This is a genomic window from Micromonospora sp. NBC_00617, assembly GCF_045161355.1.
Lineage (GTDB): Bacteria > Actinomycetota > Actinomycetes > Mycobacteriales > Micromonosporaceae > Micromonospora.
Genome location: NZ_CP107751.1, coordinates 4,699,674 through 4,716,604 on the forward strand (window position 1 = coordinate 4,699,674; position 16,931 = coordinate 4,716,604).

Sequence of the window (16,931 nt, forward strand, 5' to 3'; positions counted from 1 at the left end):
TTCAGCGGGGGGCCAGGGCATCACCGCGCTTGGCCCGTAGCAACTCCTGGCGCTTGTCATCCTTGACCCAGGTGAGCGAGCCGGGCCTGCGTGCCTCGTCCGCCAGGTGCTTGACGGTGTGCTTGCAGACGAACTCCTTGAGCTTCGCGCCCGGGCCGCCGCCGATGTGCAACCCGTTCGCGGTGTCGTCCCTGGAGGCGAACTGGAAGATGCCGGCGCGACGCCCCAGGCTGATGCACTGGCCGAAGAACCCCAGGTTGATGGGCGCCGGCTGCTCACCCGCGATCCGAGCCAGCACCGTGTCGGCGGCGTGCGCGCCGACCCTCGTCGCGGCCTGGCAGCTCATCCGGAACGGCAGGTCCGACGGTGCCGCCGAATCCCCGGCCGCGACGACGCGCACGTCGTCCACGCTCGTCAACGTCTCATCGGTGAGCAGGCGGCCCAGCGTGTCGGTGCTCAGCCCGCTGCGGGCGGCCAGGTCCGGCACGCCGAACCCGGCGGTCCAAATGGTCACCTGGCTCGGCAACTCGCGGCCGTCGCTGAGCCGCACGGCATCGCGAGTCACCGCCGTCACCTTCGCGCCGGGGCCGTCGAGCACTGTCACACCGAGCCTGGCCAGCCACTTGGCAACCGAGCGCCGACCCCGTCCGTGCAGATACGGGCCGAGCACCCCACCGCAGACCAGAGTCACGGTACGGCCCGCCTCCGCCAACTCGGCGGCGGTCTCGATGCCAGTCGGACCGGCTCCGACAACCGTCACCGGGGCCGTTGTGGGAGCGGCGTCGAGGACCGGCCGTAGCCGCTGCGCCTCCTCCAGGCTGGCAATCGGGTAGGCGAACTCGGCCGCTCCGGGCACACCCGGGTCGGCGCTGCCACTGCCCACCGCATAGATCAGGTAGTCGTAGCCGACCGTGCCGCCGGCCGCCAACGTCACCCTGCGCTCGGCCGCGTCGATCCGGGTCACCGTGTCGACCACCAGCCGGACGCCCTCGGCCAGGACCTCCCGGTAGTCGACGACCGCGTTGTCGGACCCGCCCACCACCTGGTGCAGGCGGATCCGCTCGACAAACGTCCGGCGCGGATTGATCAACGCCACAGTCACATCGTCGCGCTGCGTCAGGCGATTGGCCGCCATGACACCGGCGTACCCGCCGCCGACCACGACCACATCAAAGTTCTCAGTCATAGTGGCTCCTCCGTTTTCAGGGGTTCGGCCACAAGACACCGACTGACCGATCGTTGTGACAACGTGTGAGGCAGACCACTCCACAGGCGTGGGCTCGACACGCTTGGTCAGGAAGGTGTCGACTTCGCGTCGTACGACGGCTCTGCCCTGCCGGCGGTCCTATCCGACGGGGGTCGCGGCGAGTCCGGTACAGCCGCGCAGATCCGCATACTCCCCGCGGATGCGTGCCGCGTCGTCGCCTCCGGTGGCGAGTTCGGGTTGGCCGGTGCGGCGGGAGATCAGCGCGGGCACCAACTCCGTTCTCACGATCTCCGGGCCGCGCAGGGTGACCCGCAGGATCCCGGTGTCGTTGCTGTACGCGTCGTCGCGCCACCACAGGAAGTTGCCGAGCCCGTACTGAACGAAGGTCCTGCCGATCCAGCCGTCACCGAGCAGCAGGTGCGCGTGGGTGCCGACGACTAGGGAGGCACCCGCCCGGGCCATCTCACCGGCGAACGCCCGCGCGTCGGCGGGCGGACAACTGTCGCCCTCCGCGCCCCAGTGGACGTACACGACGACGACATCGGCCTGCTGGCGCGCGGCGCGTACCGCGGCGACGGCCCGCGTCAGGTCCCTCGTCACCGCGATTCCGGCACGGGTGTCGGTGGCCCTCCACTGCGACCACAGTTCGTCGACCTGGCTGAACGCCAGGAAGGCGATCCTCGTGCCGCCGATCCGGGTCGTCCAGGGCGCGTACGCCGCCGCCGCGTCGGTGCCTGCCCCGACGGTCGGCACCCCGGCGGCCCTCGCCGCGTCCACGGTGTCGGTCAGACCCACCCGTCCGTAGTCCAGCGTGTGGTTGTTCGCGATCGACACGACGTCGACCCCGGCCGCCTTCACCGCGTCGTACGCACTCGCCGGAGCCCGGAAGAGGAATTGCTTCGGCTCCGGGGTGCCACGCGTGGTGACCGCGGTCTCCAGGTTGACCATGGTCAGGTCCGCGGCGGACAACGCCGACGAGATCGACCCGAACGCGGTCGCCGGATCGTCCAGCAGACCCGCCGTACGGCCGGCGAAGTGCACGTCGCCCGCGAAAGCCAACGTGATCTCGGTCGACACGGCCGGCGACGGGGACGCCACCGCAGCCGAGCGGGTCGGTTCACCGGCCGGCGGTGTGGGCCCGACCCGGCATGCGGTCAGCGCCACGGTCAGAGTCGTCGCCACCGCGACGAGGGATCGTGCCCGTCTCACCTCAGGCAGCGTACGCGGCGGATGAGGCGGCGGGGCGGGGTCAGGCGCGGAGCATGTGGAGTTGGGCCTGATGTTTGGGTAGGTGGACGCGGGTGTGCAGATCCAGGGTGCGCGACCAGGGCAGCGGCTCGTCGACGTTGAGGTCGAAGCCCTCCCGCAGGTGGGTGTCGACCGAGGTCTCCGCCGCCAGGCCGAGCCGGTCGACCAGCGCGCAGAGCCGGTCGCTGGTGCCGTGCAGCAGAGCGGTCAGGCCACGCAGACCGCCCTGCTCGGCGACCAGCGCGTCGAGCTGCGGGCGGTGCATGTCGTCCAGGTCGTAGTAGGCGAACGTCGACCCGGCCAGCAGCGCCTCGGTGGCCTGGATCATCAGCTCGTCGTTGGCGACCAGGTGCGCGACGATCTGCTCGGCGCTGAGCTGGCCCTCCGGCGGCGGACCGAACCCCGCAGCGTCGAGCTCCGCGAACACCGCGTCGTACGCCCGCCGCAGTCCCTCGCTCTCCACTCCCCCAGTCAACCCCGCCGGGCGAGGGTTAGCGGCGGGATTGGCGGGAGCGGAGGTAGTCGGACACGACGTACTCGCCCAGGTCGTCGGTGTCCGGCGTGAACATCCGACCCCGGCTGCGCCGGGCCACCGCGTCGACGAAGCGGCGCAGGCCCGGGTCGTCGCCGAGCATGAACAGGTTGAGCGTGGCGCCGTATCGGCTGAGCCGGTCCACCTCACGGACCGTCGCCTCGATCGTCTCCGGCAGCGGCGGCCAGTGGAACAGCGCCTCCCCGTCGTCCGGGTCCAGGTGGGCCGTCGGCTCCCCGTCGGTGACCACCAACACCACCGGCTCGGCGTCCGGGTGCCGGCGCAGGTGCCGACCGGCCAGCCGCAGCGCGTGCTGAAGGTTGGTGCCCTGCTGCAGGTCCGGCTCCACGGCGGCCAACTCCTGCTGGGTGAGCGTCGTCGCCTCCCGGCCGAAGCCCACGATCTGCAGAGCGTCCTGCGGGAAGCGCGTCTCCATCAGGTGCGCCAGCGCCAGGGCGGTCTGCTTCATTGGCCCCCAACGACCCTGCGAGATCATCGAGTACGACAGGTCGACGCAGAGCACGACCGCGGCCGAGGCCCGCTTCTCGGTCTCCACCACCTCGAAGTCGTCCACCGCGAGCTGCACCGGAACCGTCGGCCCGGCCCGGCTGACCGCCCGGGTCAGCGTCCGGACCACGTCCAACGGCTGCTCGTCGCCGTACTCCCAGGGGCGGGACGCCCCGCTGACCTCGCCGGCGGCGCCCGCCGAGCGCAGGTCGTGCTGGCCCCGCGGCCCGGCGGTCAGCTCGGCGAAGACCCGCCGCAGCGCGGTCCCGCCGAGCCGGCGCAGCGCCTTCGGGCTGAGCGTGAGCCCGTCCGCGTCCCGGCTCACCCAGCCCTGCCGGCGCAGCTCCCGCTCCAGATCCCGCAGCCGGCGGACGGCGTCGGCGGCGTCCCGGCCCAGCGTCCGGGCCACCGCGTCGACGTCCACGTCGTCCAGGGTCGCCCCCGGGTGTTCCTGGTCGAGCTGGTCCAGCAGGTCGTCCAGCTCGCCGATCTCACCGAGCGCTCCGGCCGCGTCGGCGTAGTCCAGCGGCTGTTCGCCCCGGACCCGCTCGCCGCGCCCCCAGCGCAGATCGGGTCGCAGTGCCCGCAGGTTCGCGTCGAGAGCGGACAACTCCCCCGCGAGGCGGTCGCCGAGCGACTGCTGCATCAGACCGGCCAGCTCGGCGCGCTGCCGGTCGGAGAGCGAATTCATCAGCCGCTCACCGGCCGCCGAGCGGCGGGCCAGCACGTCGATCAGCTCGTCGACGGTCGACGGCTTTTCCGGGAAGAAGTCGCCGTGTCTGCGCATGAACTCGGCGAACGCGTCGGTGGTGTCCTCCGCGCGGCCGTGCCGGGCCAGCAGGTCGTTCAGGTCGCCCATCATCTCGGCGAGGCGCCGCTGGACGGCCGGGTCGGCGGAGGCGCGCGCCGCGTCGCGCAGCCCGGCGAACCGCTGACCGAGGACGTCGTCCCGGAGCTGGTCGAGGATCCGCTGGTACGAGCGACGGGCGTCCTCGCTGGCCCACTGGTAGCCGGACAGCTCCTCCACCGCCCGCGCGGTCGAGCGGGGCAGGTTGTCCAGCACCGACTCGGCGAACCGCGCGTCGTCGTCCTCGCGGCCCCGCAGCTCGTCCCGCTCGGCTGCGAGGGCCTGGTCGAGCAGGGCCTGTGCCCTGGTCACCGCGCCGTCCAGGTCACCCCGACGAAGCGCCTCCCGGCGCAGCCGTCGAGCTCGGGCGGCCAGGTCGTCCAGCCCACCCCGTCCCTGCGGGCCACGGCGTAGCAGGTCGCGCAACGCCTCCCGCAGGCTGCCGCCGGCCAGCACTTCGGCGCCGACCGCGTCCACCGCCTCGCGCACGTCGTACGGGGGTGCGAGCGGGTCAGGCCCGCCGTTCCACTGCCCGTACCGGAACCGGTTGCCGGCCACGGTCAGCCCCGCCCCCCGTAGACGGTGCGCCCGGTATCCGTGACGTCCTTGCCGAGCCGGCGGGTCAGGTGCAGCCCTTCCAGCACGAACTCGACGGCGGCCGCCGCCTCCTCCGGGGTGGGCGCGTCGCCCAGGCCGAGCCGATCGAGGACCTTCGCCAACCCGGGCACGGTGCCCACCTGACGCAGCAGCTCGGTGGAACCGACCAGCTCGCCGGTCTCGATCGCCGTCCCGTCCTCGACCAGGGCGGTGAACCCGGACAGGTCCAGGCCGGCCAGGTGGGCGCGGAACGTCTCGGCGGTGGCGTTCCGCAGCAGGTGGGCGAGGATCTCGATCTCCCGCCCCTCCTCGCCGCTCTCGAACTCCACCTTGCCGCGCAGCGTGCTGGTCACCGACACCGCGTCGCCGACCCGCGCCACCGCACCCTCCGACGCAAGGAAGGGCCCCTTGTTATCGCTTTCCGTTGTAGAGGGGGCCCCTCCTAACACCTTGCCGGCGGCGGCGAGCAGGCCGGCGCGGCGCAGCGCGGCACCGGCGACCGTCTCGGCGGCGGCGATCGCGAACCGGGCGGAGACACCGGAGCGCGGGTCCACCGACGGGGACTCCCGCACGGCGCGGGCGAACCGGGCCAGCACCTCCAGCACGTGCTCCGGCACCTCGGCGACCAGGTCGGCCTCCTGACGGATCAGCGCCAGCTCCAACTCCAGGTCGACCGGATAATGGGTACGGATCTCCGCGCCGAACCGGTCCTTGAGCGGGGTGATGATCCGGCCCCGGTTGGTGTAGTCCTCCGGGTTGGCGCTGGCCACCAGGAGCAGATCCAGCGGGAGGCGCAGCTGGTAGCCGCGGACCTGGATGTCCCGCTCCTCCAGCACGTTGAGCAGCGCCACCTGGATCCGCTCGGCCAGGTCGGGCAGCTCGTTGACGGCGAAGATGCCCCGGTTGGTGCGCGGCACCAACCCGAAGTGGATGGTCTCCGGGTCACCGAGGGTGCGTCCCTGGGCGATCCGGATCGGGTCGACGTCACCGATCAGGTCGCCGACGCTGGTGTCGGGGGTGGCGAGCTTCTCGCCGTAGCGCATCGAGCGGTGCAGCCAGCCGATCGGCAACTCGTCGCCGGCCTCGGCGACCTGGGCGACCGACGCGGGGGTGAGCGGGCGCATCGGGTGCTCGTTGAGGACCGAACCGGGAATGACGGGGGTCCACTCGTCGAGCAGCCCGCCCAGCGCGCGGATCAGTCGGGTCTTGCCCTGGCCGCGCTCACCGAGCAGCACCATGTCGTGCCCGGCGAGCAGGGCCCGCTCGACCTCGGGAAGGACGCTGTCGTCGTAGCCGACGATGCCGGGGAAACGGGTCTCGCCGGAGCGCATCCGGGCGAGGAGGTTGTCGCGGAGTTCCTGCTTGACGGTGCGGTACTGGTGACCGGCCGCGCGCAGCGCGCCGAGCGTGCCGGGCAGGTCGGCCGGTGAAACCGGGGTTACCGGAGTAGGCGCAGTCACCCGAGTAACGCTAGCTCACATTCGCGGGGGTGCCCCGGGCATCGGGGGCACCCCCACTGCCACCCTCAGCCTCGGCCGCAGCGCCCGCAGGCCCCCCGGCGACGCAGGTGGTACGCGTACGTCGCCGCGCCGAGCGCCACGCCCCACAGCGGCCAGAGCAGCATCGGCGCCCCGGTCAGGCTGGCCCCGCCGGTGAGTTCCCAGAATTTGGGGTTGCTGAGCAGTCCCAGGCTGGCCGCGGTCACCTCGATGGCGACCAGGGTGGCCGGTGCCACGGCCAGCAGCACCGGCACCCGGCGGCCGGCGAGCCCGACCATCCAGCGGGGAAACCGCTCGCCCCAGCGCTGCACCAGCCCGAGGGTGAGGATCGCGCCGACGGTGGCGAACGCGCCCAGCCCGAACCCGGCCCAGACCAGCCCGCTGTCCTGCATCTCGGTCAGGAACTCCCGGGAGATGCCCAGCGGGATGCCGGCCGCCCAGGCGAACCGGGTCAGCGCGTACGTCAGCGGAATGGCGGCGGCGATGCCGGCGGCCCACCGGCCCCAGCGCGTGGCGGCGGCCGGGGTGGTCCAGCCGCGGTCGGTGTCGCCGCGACCACAGCCGACGCAGGTGTCGGCGGTGCGGCGCTGCCAGGCGAGCACCGCACCGGCCAGCAGCAGGCCGCCGACCAGCGCGGCGAACCGGGCGAACAGCGCCCAGGTGAAGATCTCGGCGTAGTCGACCTGCGGCCAGCCGAACGGCGCCCCGATGATCAGCATGGGCAGGTAGCCGAGGATGGCCAGCACCTGGGCGTCCGGGACGACCACGGCGAGCACGAACGCGACGGTCCAGCCGTAGCCGGCGAGCAGAGCCCGCAGCGGGCCGGGCGGGCGGACCGCGGGGCGGCTCATGGCCAGGGCGGCCACCGCGGCGGTCAGCAGGACGCCGGCGAAGAGCGGAGTGGCCAGGTGCACCGGCACCAGGCGCAGCAGGTTGGCGTCGCCGCCGTGCGTGTCGTTCGCGCCGAACGGGTAGCCGGCGCCGGTGAGTGTGCCGAGCAGGGCGAGGACGCCCCACAGGCCGAGCCAACCGGCGGCCAGTGGGGCGAGCCGGTCCGGCCAGCGGGAGTCGGAACGGGGTCGGGATGCAGTGATCGTCGTCATGCTCTCAGCCTCGACCGACAGCCGGTCCAATCCCTCCCGGCCGATGGTGAACCCGCTCCCCCGGTCGGGGGACCGGTCAGCCGGACGGGGTGACGAAGCCGGACTCGTAGGCGGCGATCACGGCCTGCGTGCGGTCCCGGACACCCAGCTTGGCCAGCACGTTGCCGACGTGCGTCTTGACCGTCTCCACCCCGACCACCAGGTGCGCGGCGATCTCCGGGTTGGACCGGCCGGTGGTCATCAGCCGCAGCACCTCGGCCTCCCGCTCGGTGAGCCGGGCGGCACGCAGTCGGTCGCCGCCCGCCGGCCCGTACGCCCCGACGAGCTGGCGGATCGCGGCCGGGAAGAGCAGCGACTCGCCCGCCGCGACGACCCGGACCGCCTCGACCACCTCCGCCGGCCGGGCCCGTTTGAGCAGGAAGCCGGAGGCGCCGGCGCGCAGCGCCTCGTAGACGTACTCGTCGTTGGCGAACGTGGTGACCACCAGCACCCGGGGCGGGTCGACGGAGGTGGCCAGCAGGTGCCGGGTGGCCTGAATGCCGTCGATGCCGGGCATCCGTACGTCCATCAGCACCACGTCCGGGCGGTGCCGGGCGACCAGGGGCGGCACCTCGGCGCCGTCGGCGGCCTCGGCGAGCACCCGCAGATCGGGTTGGGCGTCGATGATGGCCCGCAGCCCGACCCGGATCAACTCGTCGTCGTCGACGATCAGCACGCCGGTGGTCATCGTGTCTCCTGGTAGGGCAGGCGGGCCCGGATCAGCCAACGGTCGCCGTCCGGCCCCACGGTGAGTTGACCACCGAGCAGTAGCACCCTTTCCCGCATACCGTCCAGACCCCGACCGGACCGCCCCGTGTCGGCCCGGTCGGGGTGTCTCATTGCGTTGACCAGCTCCAGTTCGAGCGCGTCCGGCCGCAGGTCCAGCCGCAGCGTCACCGGCCCGTGCCCGTACCGGGCGGCGTTGGTCAGTCCTTCCTGGACGATCCGGTACCCCTCCCGGGAGACCGCCGCGGGCAGCCGCGCCGGGTCACCGACGCGATGCGCGTGCACCGTCAGGCCGGCCGCGCGGGTGTCGGTGACCAGCCGGTCCAGGTCGGCGAGGGTACGCTGCGGCGCCGCCGCCGCAGGACGACCGCCGGTTTCCCGGAGCAGCCCGAGCACGTGGTCCAGCTCGTCCATGGCGGTTCGGCCGACCTCCTCGATGGCGGCGAGCGCCCGCCGGGCGAACTCCGGGTCGGTGTCGAGGAGTTGGCGGGCTGCCCCAGCCTGGAGGGTGGCCACGGTCAGCGCGTGGCCGACCGAGTCGTGCAGTTCCCGGGCCAGCCGGTTGCGTTCGGCGAGTCGGGTGGCCCGCGCCTCCAGGGCCGCGATGCGCTCCGCCTGGGCGGGGCCGAGCAGCACCGGTGCCATGGACACGGCGAGCGCGCCGAGCCCCGCGACGGCGTAGCCGAGGCCGACCAGCAGGGCCACCCCGGTCAGGGTGATCCAGCCGCTGTCCCACCCGTGGAGCGGTCCGAACCGTTCCCGGCTGGTCATTTCGGCGCCGATGCCGAACTGCTGGGCGATGAACGCCAGTGCCATCGGCAGTGCGCTGATCAACGCGAACATCACCAGGGCGCCGACGATGAGGTGGGTGGAGATCCAGAGGGCGCTGCGCACCCGGGTTTCCCGGTCGCCCCGGTGCCCGGGCGCGGGCTCGGGCAGGTCGACACCGAGCAACGCGCGCGCGGCGGCGATCTCCAGTTCCCGGCTGCCGTCCAGCAGCAGCGGCACCACGGCGATCAGGACCGCGATCACCAGCAGGGCGTACACCAGCGGGCGGGGGATCGCCGAATCGGCGAGCAGTTGGGCGAAGATCACCACGAGGAGCCCGTACGGCAGTGCCAGTACCCCACCCAGCAGCAGGAACACGCCGCGTCGCCAGGTGGTGCCGGCGATCAGCAGGGCCAGTGCGGCTCGAACACTCACCCGGTCATTCTGCTGCCGGGATCGGGGCGGGCGACTCCCCCGTGCCGGGGAGATCTCAGCGGTGGTCGGCGACGTACCCCTGCGGGTCCTTGTCGCGGAACGGCAGGTCGCGGCCGTTCTTGTGCTCGCCGTAGAAGGTCAGCCAGCGTTGGCCCAGTTCGGCGCGCAGTTCGAAGCTGGCGTGCCGGCGGAAGTCGGGCAGCGCCTCGTCCTCCTCCTCGGCGAGGTGCTCGCTGTTCTCCCGGCGGGCCGTGCCGACGGCCTCCCACCAGGGCTTCGAGCCGACCGGGTGCAGCTTGGACTCGGCGATGGCGTCCCGGATCTTGTTGTGGTCGCCGATCGCGTCGACGGTCTCGTCCTCGCCGTCGTCACCGTGCTTGACCAGGTGCGGGTAGAGGATCGCCTCCTCCGCCTCGGCGTGGATGTCCAGGTGCAGGGCGAGCGCCTCCCAGATGGCCAGCAGCTCCTGCTCGTCGCGGGCGTCGTCGAGGCGGGCGAAGCCGCGCCGGAAGGCGGCGTGGTCGTCCAGGATCAGTGCGGTGATGTCGTCCACTGTGCTCATTTCTCCGTCGGGCCGGCGATCCGGTTACGTAGCATCCGGGGCAGCGCGGCGAGCCCGGTGACCGGGCGGAACCGCTTGGCGGCCTCGGCCAGCGCCGCGTACTCGTCGTCGGTGAGGTCGAGGTCGGCTGCCGCGGCGTTGCGTTCCATCTGCTCCACGCTGGACGCGCCGGGAATGGCCAGCACGTTCGGGTGGCGCAGCAGGTACGCCAGCGCGATCTGGCTGGGGGTGGCGTCGTGTGCCTCGGCGACCTGGCGCAGCGTGTCGATCAGGACGGCGCCCCGCTCCAGGTTCTCCGGCAGGAAGTACGGGTTGGCGCGGCGGATCGCGCCGGTCGGCGGGTTCTTCGCGTCGTACCGGCCGGACAGGAAGCCCTGCGCCAGCGGGCTGTACGCGATGACGACCCGGCCGGTCTGCCGCGCGTACGGCAGCAGGTCCTGCTCGGGCGCGCGGTCCAGCATGCTGTAGCGGACCTGGTTGCTGAGCACCCGCCGGCCGAGTGCGGCCTCGGCGACCTGCCAGCGGCGCAGCCCGTAGTTGCTCACCCCGACCTCACCGACCAGCCCGACGTCCTGCAGGGCCCGCATGCCGCGCATGGTGGTGTGGTCGGCGACCAGCGGGTTGGGTTGGTGCACCTGGTAGAGGTCGATGCTGGTGACGCCGAGGCGGGCCGCCGAGGCGACCGCCCGCTGCTGCACCACCGCGGCCACCGGCAGCACGGGGAAGATCTTGCTTGCGACCATGACCTTGGGCCGGTCGTCGCCGAGCGCCGCGCCGAGGATCCGCTCGCTGCGCCCGAACCCGTAGATCTCCGCGGTGTCGAAGACGGTCACGCCCAGTTCGACGGCCCGCCGGACGATCTGCCCGGCCCGCTGCTCGAAGTCGGGACCGTAGCCCCACTCGCGGGAGCCGAACTGCCAGGTGCCGAGGCCGATCTTGGAGAGCGGTTTGGGGGTGTCGAGGGCGATGAACCGCATGGCCTCGAAACTACCCCGTTGTCCTGGTTTCCACGCCCGATCCCGTACACGACGGGCCGCGGCTAGGCTCATGATCGTGACTTACCTCGCCCCGGATGACCGCTACGACACCATGACCTACCGGCGCAGCGGACGCAGTGGCCTGCGACTGCCCGTCGTCTCCCTCGGCCTCTGGCACAACTTCGGCCCGGACCGCCCGTTCGACCGGCAGCGCGACATCGTCCGACGTGCCTTCGACCTGGGCGTCACCCACTTCGACCTGGCCAACAACTACGGTCCGCCGCCGGGCGCTGCGGAGGAGAACTTCGGCCGGCTGCTCGCCACGGACCTCAAGCCGTACCGGGACGAGCTGGTCATCTCCAGCAAGGCCGGCTACCTGATGTGGCCCGGCCCGTATGGCGAGTGGGGCTCGCGCAAGAACCTGATCTCGTCGCTGGACCAGTCGCTGGGCCGGATGGGCCTGGACTACGTCGACATCTTCTACTCGCACCGCTTCGACCCGGACACCCCGCTCGAGGAGACGATGGGTGCGTTGGACGCGATCGTCCGCTCCGGCAAGGCGCTGTACGTGGGCATCTCGAACTACAACTCGGAGCAGACCGCGCGGGCCGCCGCGATCCTGCGCGAGCTGGGCACGCCGCTGCTGATCAACCAGCCGTCGTACTCGATGCTCAACCGTTGGACCGAGTCCGACGGCCTGCTCGACACGTTGGAGCAGGTCGGGGCCGGCTGCATCGCGTACAGCCCCCTCGCTCAGGGTCTGCTGACCGACCGCTACCTCGGTGGCATCCCGGCCGACTCGCGGGTGCGCACCAGCGTCTTTCTCAACGAGAGCGACCTCAGCGACGAGAAGATGACCACCATCCGAGGGCTCGGCACCCTCGCCGAGCGGCGCGGCCAGTCCCTCGCGCAGCTCGCCCTGGCCTGGGCGCTGCGCGACCCGCGGATGACCAGCCTCATCATCGGTGCGAGCAGCGTCGAGCAGTTGGAGACCAACATCGCCGCCGTGAACAACCTCGACTTCACCGCCGAGGAGCTGGCCGAGATCGACCGGCTGCTGGGCTGAGCGCCGTCGGGTCGAGCGGCGGGCCGGATCACCAAATCCGGCGCCGCCCGGCCCGATGGTTGCGGACCTCGCACTGCCGTCCCGCCGGTGCCGCCGGTGCCGCCGCGCCGCGCCGCCGCCGGCCCACGCCGACCAGCGCCAGGACCAGCACGACAGCGGCGCCGGCCAGCACCGGCCACCGCGCCCGCAGGTCGGTCACCGACGCCACCGGCACACCCGGGTCGGCCGCCGCCGCCACCGCCGCCCGGTCGGTGGCAGCCGGCTGGCTCGCGGCGGTACGCGGAGCAGCCGGGGCCGCCTTCGTCGCGCTCTTCGTCGCGCCGCTGCGCGCCGTGCGGAACACGACGTCCGAGCAGGAGTAGTAGGTGTCCGGGGTGTTCGAGTTCTGCCAGATCGTGTAGATCAGGTGCCGGCCGCTGCGGTCCGCCGGCAGCCGCCCCGCCAACTGGTACGCCCCGCCCCGCACCGGCGGGTCGGTCCGGGTCAGAAACGGCCGCGACTCCAGATCCGACCAGGTCAGCGGCTTGCGGGGGTCGTAGTCCGGCTTGGTGACGTAGAGCCGGAAGGTGCCCCGGTGCTCGATCGTCGTCCGGTATCGGAAGGTGAACGTCGCGCCCGTGGTCACCTCGGTGCTCGGCCAGTCGGTGCGAGGCAGGTCCAGCCCCCGGTACGCGGACAGCCCACCGCTGCACAGCTCACCGTCCGGGATCCGTTCCCGGTCCCGACCGTTGATGGCCGCGACGCGTACGTTGTCCCACTCCCGTACCGCCGCGCCCGCCGCCACCGCCGCCTTGCAGGCCGCACTGGCGGCGTGCCGGCCCTCCGGCCCGCAGGCCGCCGCCCGGCTGATCGGGTCGGTGGGGGCGCCGTGCGCCCAGGCGGGCGCCGCGCCCAGCGGTGCGGCCGCCACGGCGACCAGCACGGCGGCGAGCACTCGACGCACGCTCATGGATTGACCTCCCGCGCAGTGGTACGGACGCGGGACGCCAAAGGTTCGACCGCTCGGGGCCCGGGAATCGCCCGGCGGGCCTCGGCGTTTCGATTGGCGGTACGGATTCAGGCCAGACCCCCAGGCCGAGGAGGCAGACATGAAGGTACGTAGCTCGTTGCGTGCGCTGAAGCAGAAGCCGGGTTCGGTGGTGGTCCGTCGTCGCGGCCGGATGGTCGTGGTGAACCGCGCGAACCCGCAGTGGAAGAGCCGTCAGGGCTGATAACTCACTTATCGGATATACCTCCGCCGGGGCGGATGCGGGCACGAGGCCCGCAGCCGCCCCGGCGCTGTTCCGGGCTCAGCTCACCGGTGAAGCAGAACGCCCTGGCAGGGAATGATCCCCGCCAGGGCGTTTCGCAAGGGTGGAGCCGAGGGGACTCGAACCCCTGACCCCCACACTGCCAGTGTGGTGCGCTACCAGCTGCGCCACGGCCCCTTGCTGTCGTCCCGGTCGCCCGGGCACTGGGAAACTATACACAGACCGGCCGGCATGGTCATCTCGCGGGGGTCCCGCCCAGCCGGGTCAGTTGAGGGACACGTCCGGCGGGAAGTGGGCGACGGCGGCCATCATGCCGCCCTGCCGGCGCAGCACCATCGGCCACAGGTCGTCCGGGCGGTCGACGAAGGCGTCGCCGGGCAGGGCGTCCAGCAGGAACCAGGACCCGTCGGCGATCTCCTGCTCCAACTGCCCGCTGCCCCAGCCCGAGTAGCCGGCGAAGACCCGGATCCCGCCGATGCTCTCCCGCAGCTTTTCCGGGTCGACCGAGAGGTCGATCGTGCCGACCGCGCCGGAGACCTGGTGGAAGCCCTTGAGCCGGCGCAGCGGTTGCCGCATCCGGGCCAGGCAGATCGCCGAGTCGGGCTGCACCGGGCCGCCCTCGAAGAGCACCGCGGGGTGGCGGGCCAGGTCACTCCAGTCACCCAGCACCTCGGCGACCGGCACCTCGGTCGCCCGGTTGAGGACCACGCCGAGCGCGCCGCCCGGCTCGTGGGCGACCAGCAGCACCACCGTACGGTCGAAGTTCGGGTCTTTGAGCGCCGGAGTCGCGACCAGCAGCCGCCCGGTCATCGACTCCATCGCTCGTCCGCCGATCGCCTGGCCCTCTCCCTGCATCTCACCTACCCGTCAACCGTGAGCCCGCGCCGGGGACCGGTCATTCGCCGGATCCGCACGGTGCATCGGGATCAGCCGCGCTGTCAACGCCATGCCTGGCACCATAGCCTGCGTCCCCGGTGCTGGCTAAGGTCTGACCGGCGGGTGATCGGACAGTTGCGACGGAGGCTCCATGGCACCGACGGCGGACCTCGCGGTGATCGGCGGCTCCGGCCTGTACGCCCTCCTCGACGGCACCCCTCATGAGCTGGGCACCCCTTACGGTCCACCCTCGGACGCGGTGACCATCGCGGAGGTGGCGGGGCGGCGGGTCGCGTTCCTGCCCCGGCACGGTTCCGACCACCGGTACCCGCCGCACCGGATCCCGTACCGGGCCAACATGTGGGCGCTGCGGTCCCTGGGCGTACGCCAGGTGTTGGCGCCGTGCGCGGTCGGTGGGCTGCGTCCGGAGCTGGGGCCGGGCACGTTCGTGGTCCCGGACCAGCTCATCGACCGCACCAGCGGGCGGGTGCAGACCTACTACGACGAGGGCGCGGTGCACGTGCCGTTCGCCGACCCGTACTGCCCGCGGGGCCGCCACGCCCTGCTCGCCGCGGCGGCCGGCCGGGACGTCACGGCCGTGGACGGCGGGACGGTGGTGGTGGTCGAGGGCCCACGGTTCTCCACCCGTGCCGAGTCCCGCTGGTTCGCGTCGATCGGCGGCACTGTCGTGAACATGACTGGTCACCCGGAGGCGGTGCTCGCCCGGGAGATGGCGCTCTGCTACTCGTCCATCGCGTTGATCACCGACCTGGACGCCGGGGTGCAGGCGGGCGAGTCGGTGACCCAGGACGAGGTGTTCCGGGTGTTCGCGGCCAACACCGAGCGCCTGCGGGACGTGCTGGTGGACGCGGTGGCGGCGCTGCCCGCCGAGCAGGACTGCGCGTGCGGCCGGGCGCTGGACGGAATCACACTGCCCTTCGCACTGCCCTGACCTGCGCCGCACGTGTCCCGGTGGGTGAGGCGGACCCCCGACGGCGGGAAACACCCGAAAGGTCCGTCACATCCCGATAGATTCGGCTGATCGGGAGGGTGGCCACGGTCGCCCCTGCGCGCGACACGAGGCAGGTGACGATGGCAACGGTCCGGGACGCGACGTACGACGTGCTCCGCACCCTCGGCATGACCACCGTCTTCGGCAACCCCGGCTCCACCGAGGAACCGTTCCTGCGGGACTTCCCGGCCGACTTCCACTACGTGCACGCGTTGCAGGAGGCCACGGCGGTGGCGATGGCCGACGGGTACGCCCAGGCGGCGGGCAGGCCCGCGCACGTCAACCTGCACACCGCCCCCGGAATGGGCAACGGGATGGGCAACCTGGTCACCGCCTGGCACAACAAGACGCCCCTGATCGTCACCGCCGGCCAGCAGACCCGGGAGATGCTGCTGCTGGAGCCCCGGCTGACCAGCCGACGGGCGGTCGAGCTGCCCGAGCCGTACGTCAAGTGGAGCTACGAGCCGGTCCGCGCGCAGGACATACCGGCGGCGCTGCTGCGGGCGTACGCGACCGCCGTGCAGCCGCCCGCCGGGCCGGTCTTTCTCTCCCTGCCGATGGACGACTGGGCCCAGCCCGCCGAGGCGCCGCCCGCGTCGCGCTCGGTGGCGACCCGCTTCGGGCCGGATCCGCAGCGGTTGGACATGTTCGCGCGGGTGCTGGCCGACAGCCGTAATCCGGTGCTGGTGTTCGGGCCCGGCGTGGACCGCTCCGGCAGCTGGCCGGCGGCCGTCGCCCTGGCCGAGCGGCTGGCCGCACCGGTCTGGTCGGCCCCCGCACCGGAACGGGCCGCGTTCCCGGAGGATCATCCGCAGTTCCGCGGGGTCCTGCCGTTCGCCATCAGGCCGCTGGCCGAGGCGTTGCAGGGGCACGACACCGTCCTGGTCGTCGGTGCCCCGGTGTTCCGCTACTACCCGCACGTCCCGGGTAATCACCTGCCCGAGGGCGCCCGCCTGCTGCACGTCACGGACGACCCGGACGAGGCCGCCCGCGCCCCGGTCGGGGACAGCCTGCTCGGCGACCCCGGGCTGACTCTCGCCGCGCTGCTCGACCGGGTTCCGGCCGCCAACCGACAGCCGCCGGCACCGCGGGCCGCTCCGCCCCCGCCGGAGGTCACCGTGCCGCTGAGCGCCGACGCGATGTTCGCCGCGCTGGCCGCACACTGGCCGGCCGACGGGGTGCTGGTCCAGGAGTCGCCGTCCAACCTGTCCGCACTGCGCCGCCACCTGCGCATCACTCGGCCGGCGTCGTACTTCACGATGGCCAGCGGCGGTCTCGGCTACGGCCTGCCGGCCGCGGTCGGGGTGGCGCTGGCCGAGCGGGACACCGGGCGTCGCCGGCCGGTGGTGGCGGTGATCGGCGACGGCTCGTTCCACTACTCGGTGCAGGCGCTGTGGACCGCCGCCCGGCTGGCACTGCCCGTGGTGGTCGTCGTCCCGGTCAATCAGCAGTACGCGATCCTCAAGGCGTTCGCCGACCTCAAGGACACTCGCGGGGTGCCCGGCCTGGATCTGCCGGGGCTGGACGTCACCGCCATCGCGGCCGGCTACGGCTGCGCCACCGAGGTGGTGCAGACTCCCGACCAGCTCGGGGCCGCCCTCGCCGCCGGCCTGCGCGCCGAGGGACCCACTGTGCTGCCGGTCCCGATCAGCACCAACGTGCCCACGATCCTCTGACCGA

The 16,931-nt window shown here is 72.6% G+C and carries 16 protein-coding genes and 1 tRNA gene; 4 read left to right on the plus strand and 13 right to left on the minus strand.

The features are described 5' to 3' along the window. Nucleotide 1: 1 nt before the first annotated feature. The 10 genes from OG505_RS21565 to OG505_RS21610 form a co-directional block, all read right to left on the minus strand. Complete coding sequence (locus tag OG505_RS21565) at nucleotides 2-1,186, minus strand: NAD(P)/FAD-dependent oxidoreductase (RefSeq protein ID WP_405426989.1); 1,185 nt, start codon at nucleotides 1,184-1,186, stop codon at nucleotides 2-4. Nucleotides 1,187-1,345: 159 nt separating this feature from the next. After that, nucleotides 1,346-2,416 carry a CapA family protein gene (locus tag OG505_RS21570; protein ID WP_405426991.1) on the minus strand — a complete coding sequence of 357 codons (1,071 nt, stop codon included), beginning with the start codon at nucleotides 2,414-2,416 and terminating at the stop codon, nucleotides 1,346-1,348. A 40-nt stretch (nucleotides 2,417-2,456) separates the two neighbouring features. Then, entirely contained in the window at nucleotides 2,457-2,918 is a 462-nt protein-coding gene (locus tag OG505_RS21575; protein WP_405426993.1) for a hypothetical protein, read from the minus strand. Nucleotides 2,919-2,946: 28 nt separating this feature from the next. Then, a complete protein-coding gene (locus OG505_RS21580) occupies nucleotides 2,947-4,899 on the minus strand; it encodes a VWA domain-containing protein (protein ID WP_405426997.1) in 1,953 nt (650 codons plus the stop codon). 2 nt (nucleotides 4,900-4,901) lie between these two features. Continuing rightward, nucleotides 4,902-6,398 carry a magnesium chelatase gene (locus OG505_RS21585; RefSeq protein WP_405426998.1) on the minus strand — a complete coding sequence of 499 codons (1,497 nt, stop codon included), beginning with the start codon at nucleotides 6,396-6,398 and terminating at the stop codon, nucleotides 4,902-4,904. Between the two features lie 65 nt (nucleotides 6,399-6,463). After that, nucleotides 6,464-7,540 (minus strand): hypothetical protein, encoded by a 1,077-nt coding sequence (locus OG505_RS21590; protein WP_405427000.1) that lies wholly within the window; start codon nucleotides 7,538-7,540, stop codon nucleotides 6,464-6,466. Between the two features lie 76 nt (nucleotides 7,541-7,616). Then, complete coding sequence (locus tag OG505_RS21595) at nucleotides 7,617-8,267, minus strand: response regulator transcription factor (RefSeq protein ID WP_405427002.1); 651 nt, start codon at nucleotides 8,265-8,267, stop codon at nucleotides 7,617-7,619. Continuing rightward, nucleotides 8,264-9,508: a histidine kinase gene (locus OG505_RS21600; RefSeq protein ID WP_405427004.1), complete on the minus strand. Its 1,245-nt coding sequence runs from the start codon at nucleotides 9,506-9,508 to the stop codon at nucleotides 8,264-8,266. Before OG505_RS21600 ends, OG505_RS21595 begins: the two co-directional genes overlap by 4 nt. Nucleotides 9,509-9,563: 55 nt before the next feature. Further along, nucleotides 9,564-10,070 carry a hemerythrin domain-containing protein gene (locus tag OG505_RS21605; RefSeq protein ID WP_405427006.1) on the minus strand — a complete coding sequence of 169 codons (507 nt, stop codon included), beginning with the start codon at nucleotides 10,068-10,070 and terminating at the stop codon, nucleotides 9,564-9,566. Beyond that, the gene (locus OG505_RS21610; protein WP_405427008.1) at nucleotides 10,067-11,047 is read right to left on the minus strand and encodes an aldo/keto reductase; all 981 of its coding nucleotides are present in this window, start codon (nucleotides 11,045-11,047) and stop codon (nucleotides 10,067-10,069) included. The genes OG505_RS21605 and OG505_RS21610 overlap by 4 nt, the downstream gene beginning before the upstream one ends. A gap of 70 nt (nucleotides 11,048-11,117) precedes the next feature. Between OG505_RS21610 and mgrA the strand changes: the two genes are divergently transcribed. Further along, a complete protein-coding gene (mgrA, locus tag OG505_RS21615; protein ID WP_405427010.1) occupies nucleotides 11,118-12,113 on the plus strand; it encodes an L-glyceraldehyde 3-phosphate reductase in 996 nt (331 codons plus the stop codon). A 28-nt stretch (nucleotides 12,114-12,141) separates the two neighbouring features. On the opposite strand, the gene OG505_RS21620 is transcribed toward mgrA, so the two are convergent. Next, complete coding sequence (locus tag OG505_RS21620) at nucleotides 12,142-13,062, minus strand: lytic polysaccharide monooxygenase (protein WP_405427012.1); 921 nt, start codon at nucleotides 13,060-13,062, stop codon at nucleotides 12,142-12,144. Nucleotides 13,063-13,201: 139 nt separating this feature from the next. Here OG505_RS21620 and OG505_RS21625 point away from each other — a divergent pair, with 139 nt between their 5' ends. Continuing rightward, nucleotides 13,202-13,324: a 50S ribosomal protein L36 gene (locus OG505_RS21625; protein WP_405427014.1), complete on the plus strand. Its 123-nt coding sequence runs from the start codon at nucleotides 13,202-13,204 to the stop codon at nucleotides 13,322-13,324. 143 nt (nucleotides 13,325-13,467) lie between these two features. On the opposite strand, the gene OG505_RS21630 is transcribed toward OG505_RS21625, so the two are convergent. After that, nucleotides 13,468-13,540: transfer RNA gene (locus tag OG505_RS21630), tRNA-Ala, on the minus strand. A gap of 87 nt (nucleotides 13,541-13,627) precedes the next feature. Beyond that, entirely contained in the window at nucleotides 13,628-14,218 is a 591-nt protein-coding gene (locus OG505_RS21635) for a YqgE/AlgH family protein (RefSeq protein ID WP_405427015.1), read from the minus strand. Between the two features lie 172 nt (nucleotides 14,219-14,390). On the opposite strand from OG505_RS21635, the gene OG505_RS21640 reads away from it, so the two are divergent. After that, nucleotides 14,391-15,191: an S-methyl-5'-thioadenosine phosphorylase gene (locus OG505_RS21640; RefSeq protein WP_405427017.1), complete on the plus strand. Its 801-nt coding sequence runs from the start codon at nucleotides 14,391-14,393 to the stop codon at nucleotides 15,189-15,191. Between the two features lie 140 nt (nucleotides 15,192-15,331). Beyond that, on the plus strand, nucleotides 15,332-16,927 hold the full coding sequence (gene mdlC / locus OG505_RS21645) for a benzoylformate decarboxylase (protein ID WP_405427018.1): 1,596 nt from the start codon (nucleotides 15,332-15,334) through the stop codon (nucleotides 16,925-16,927). The last annotated feature ends 4 nt before the right edge of the window (nucleotides 16,928-16,931 follow it).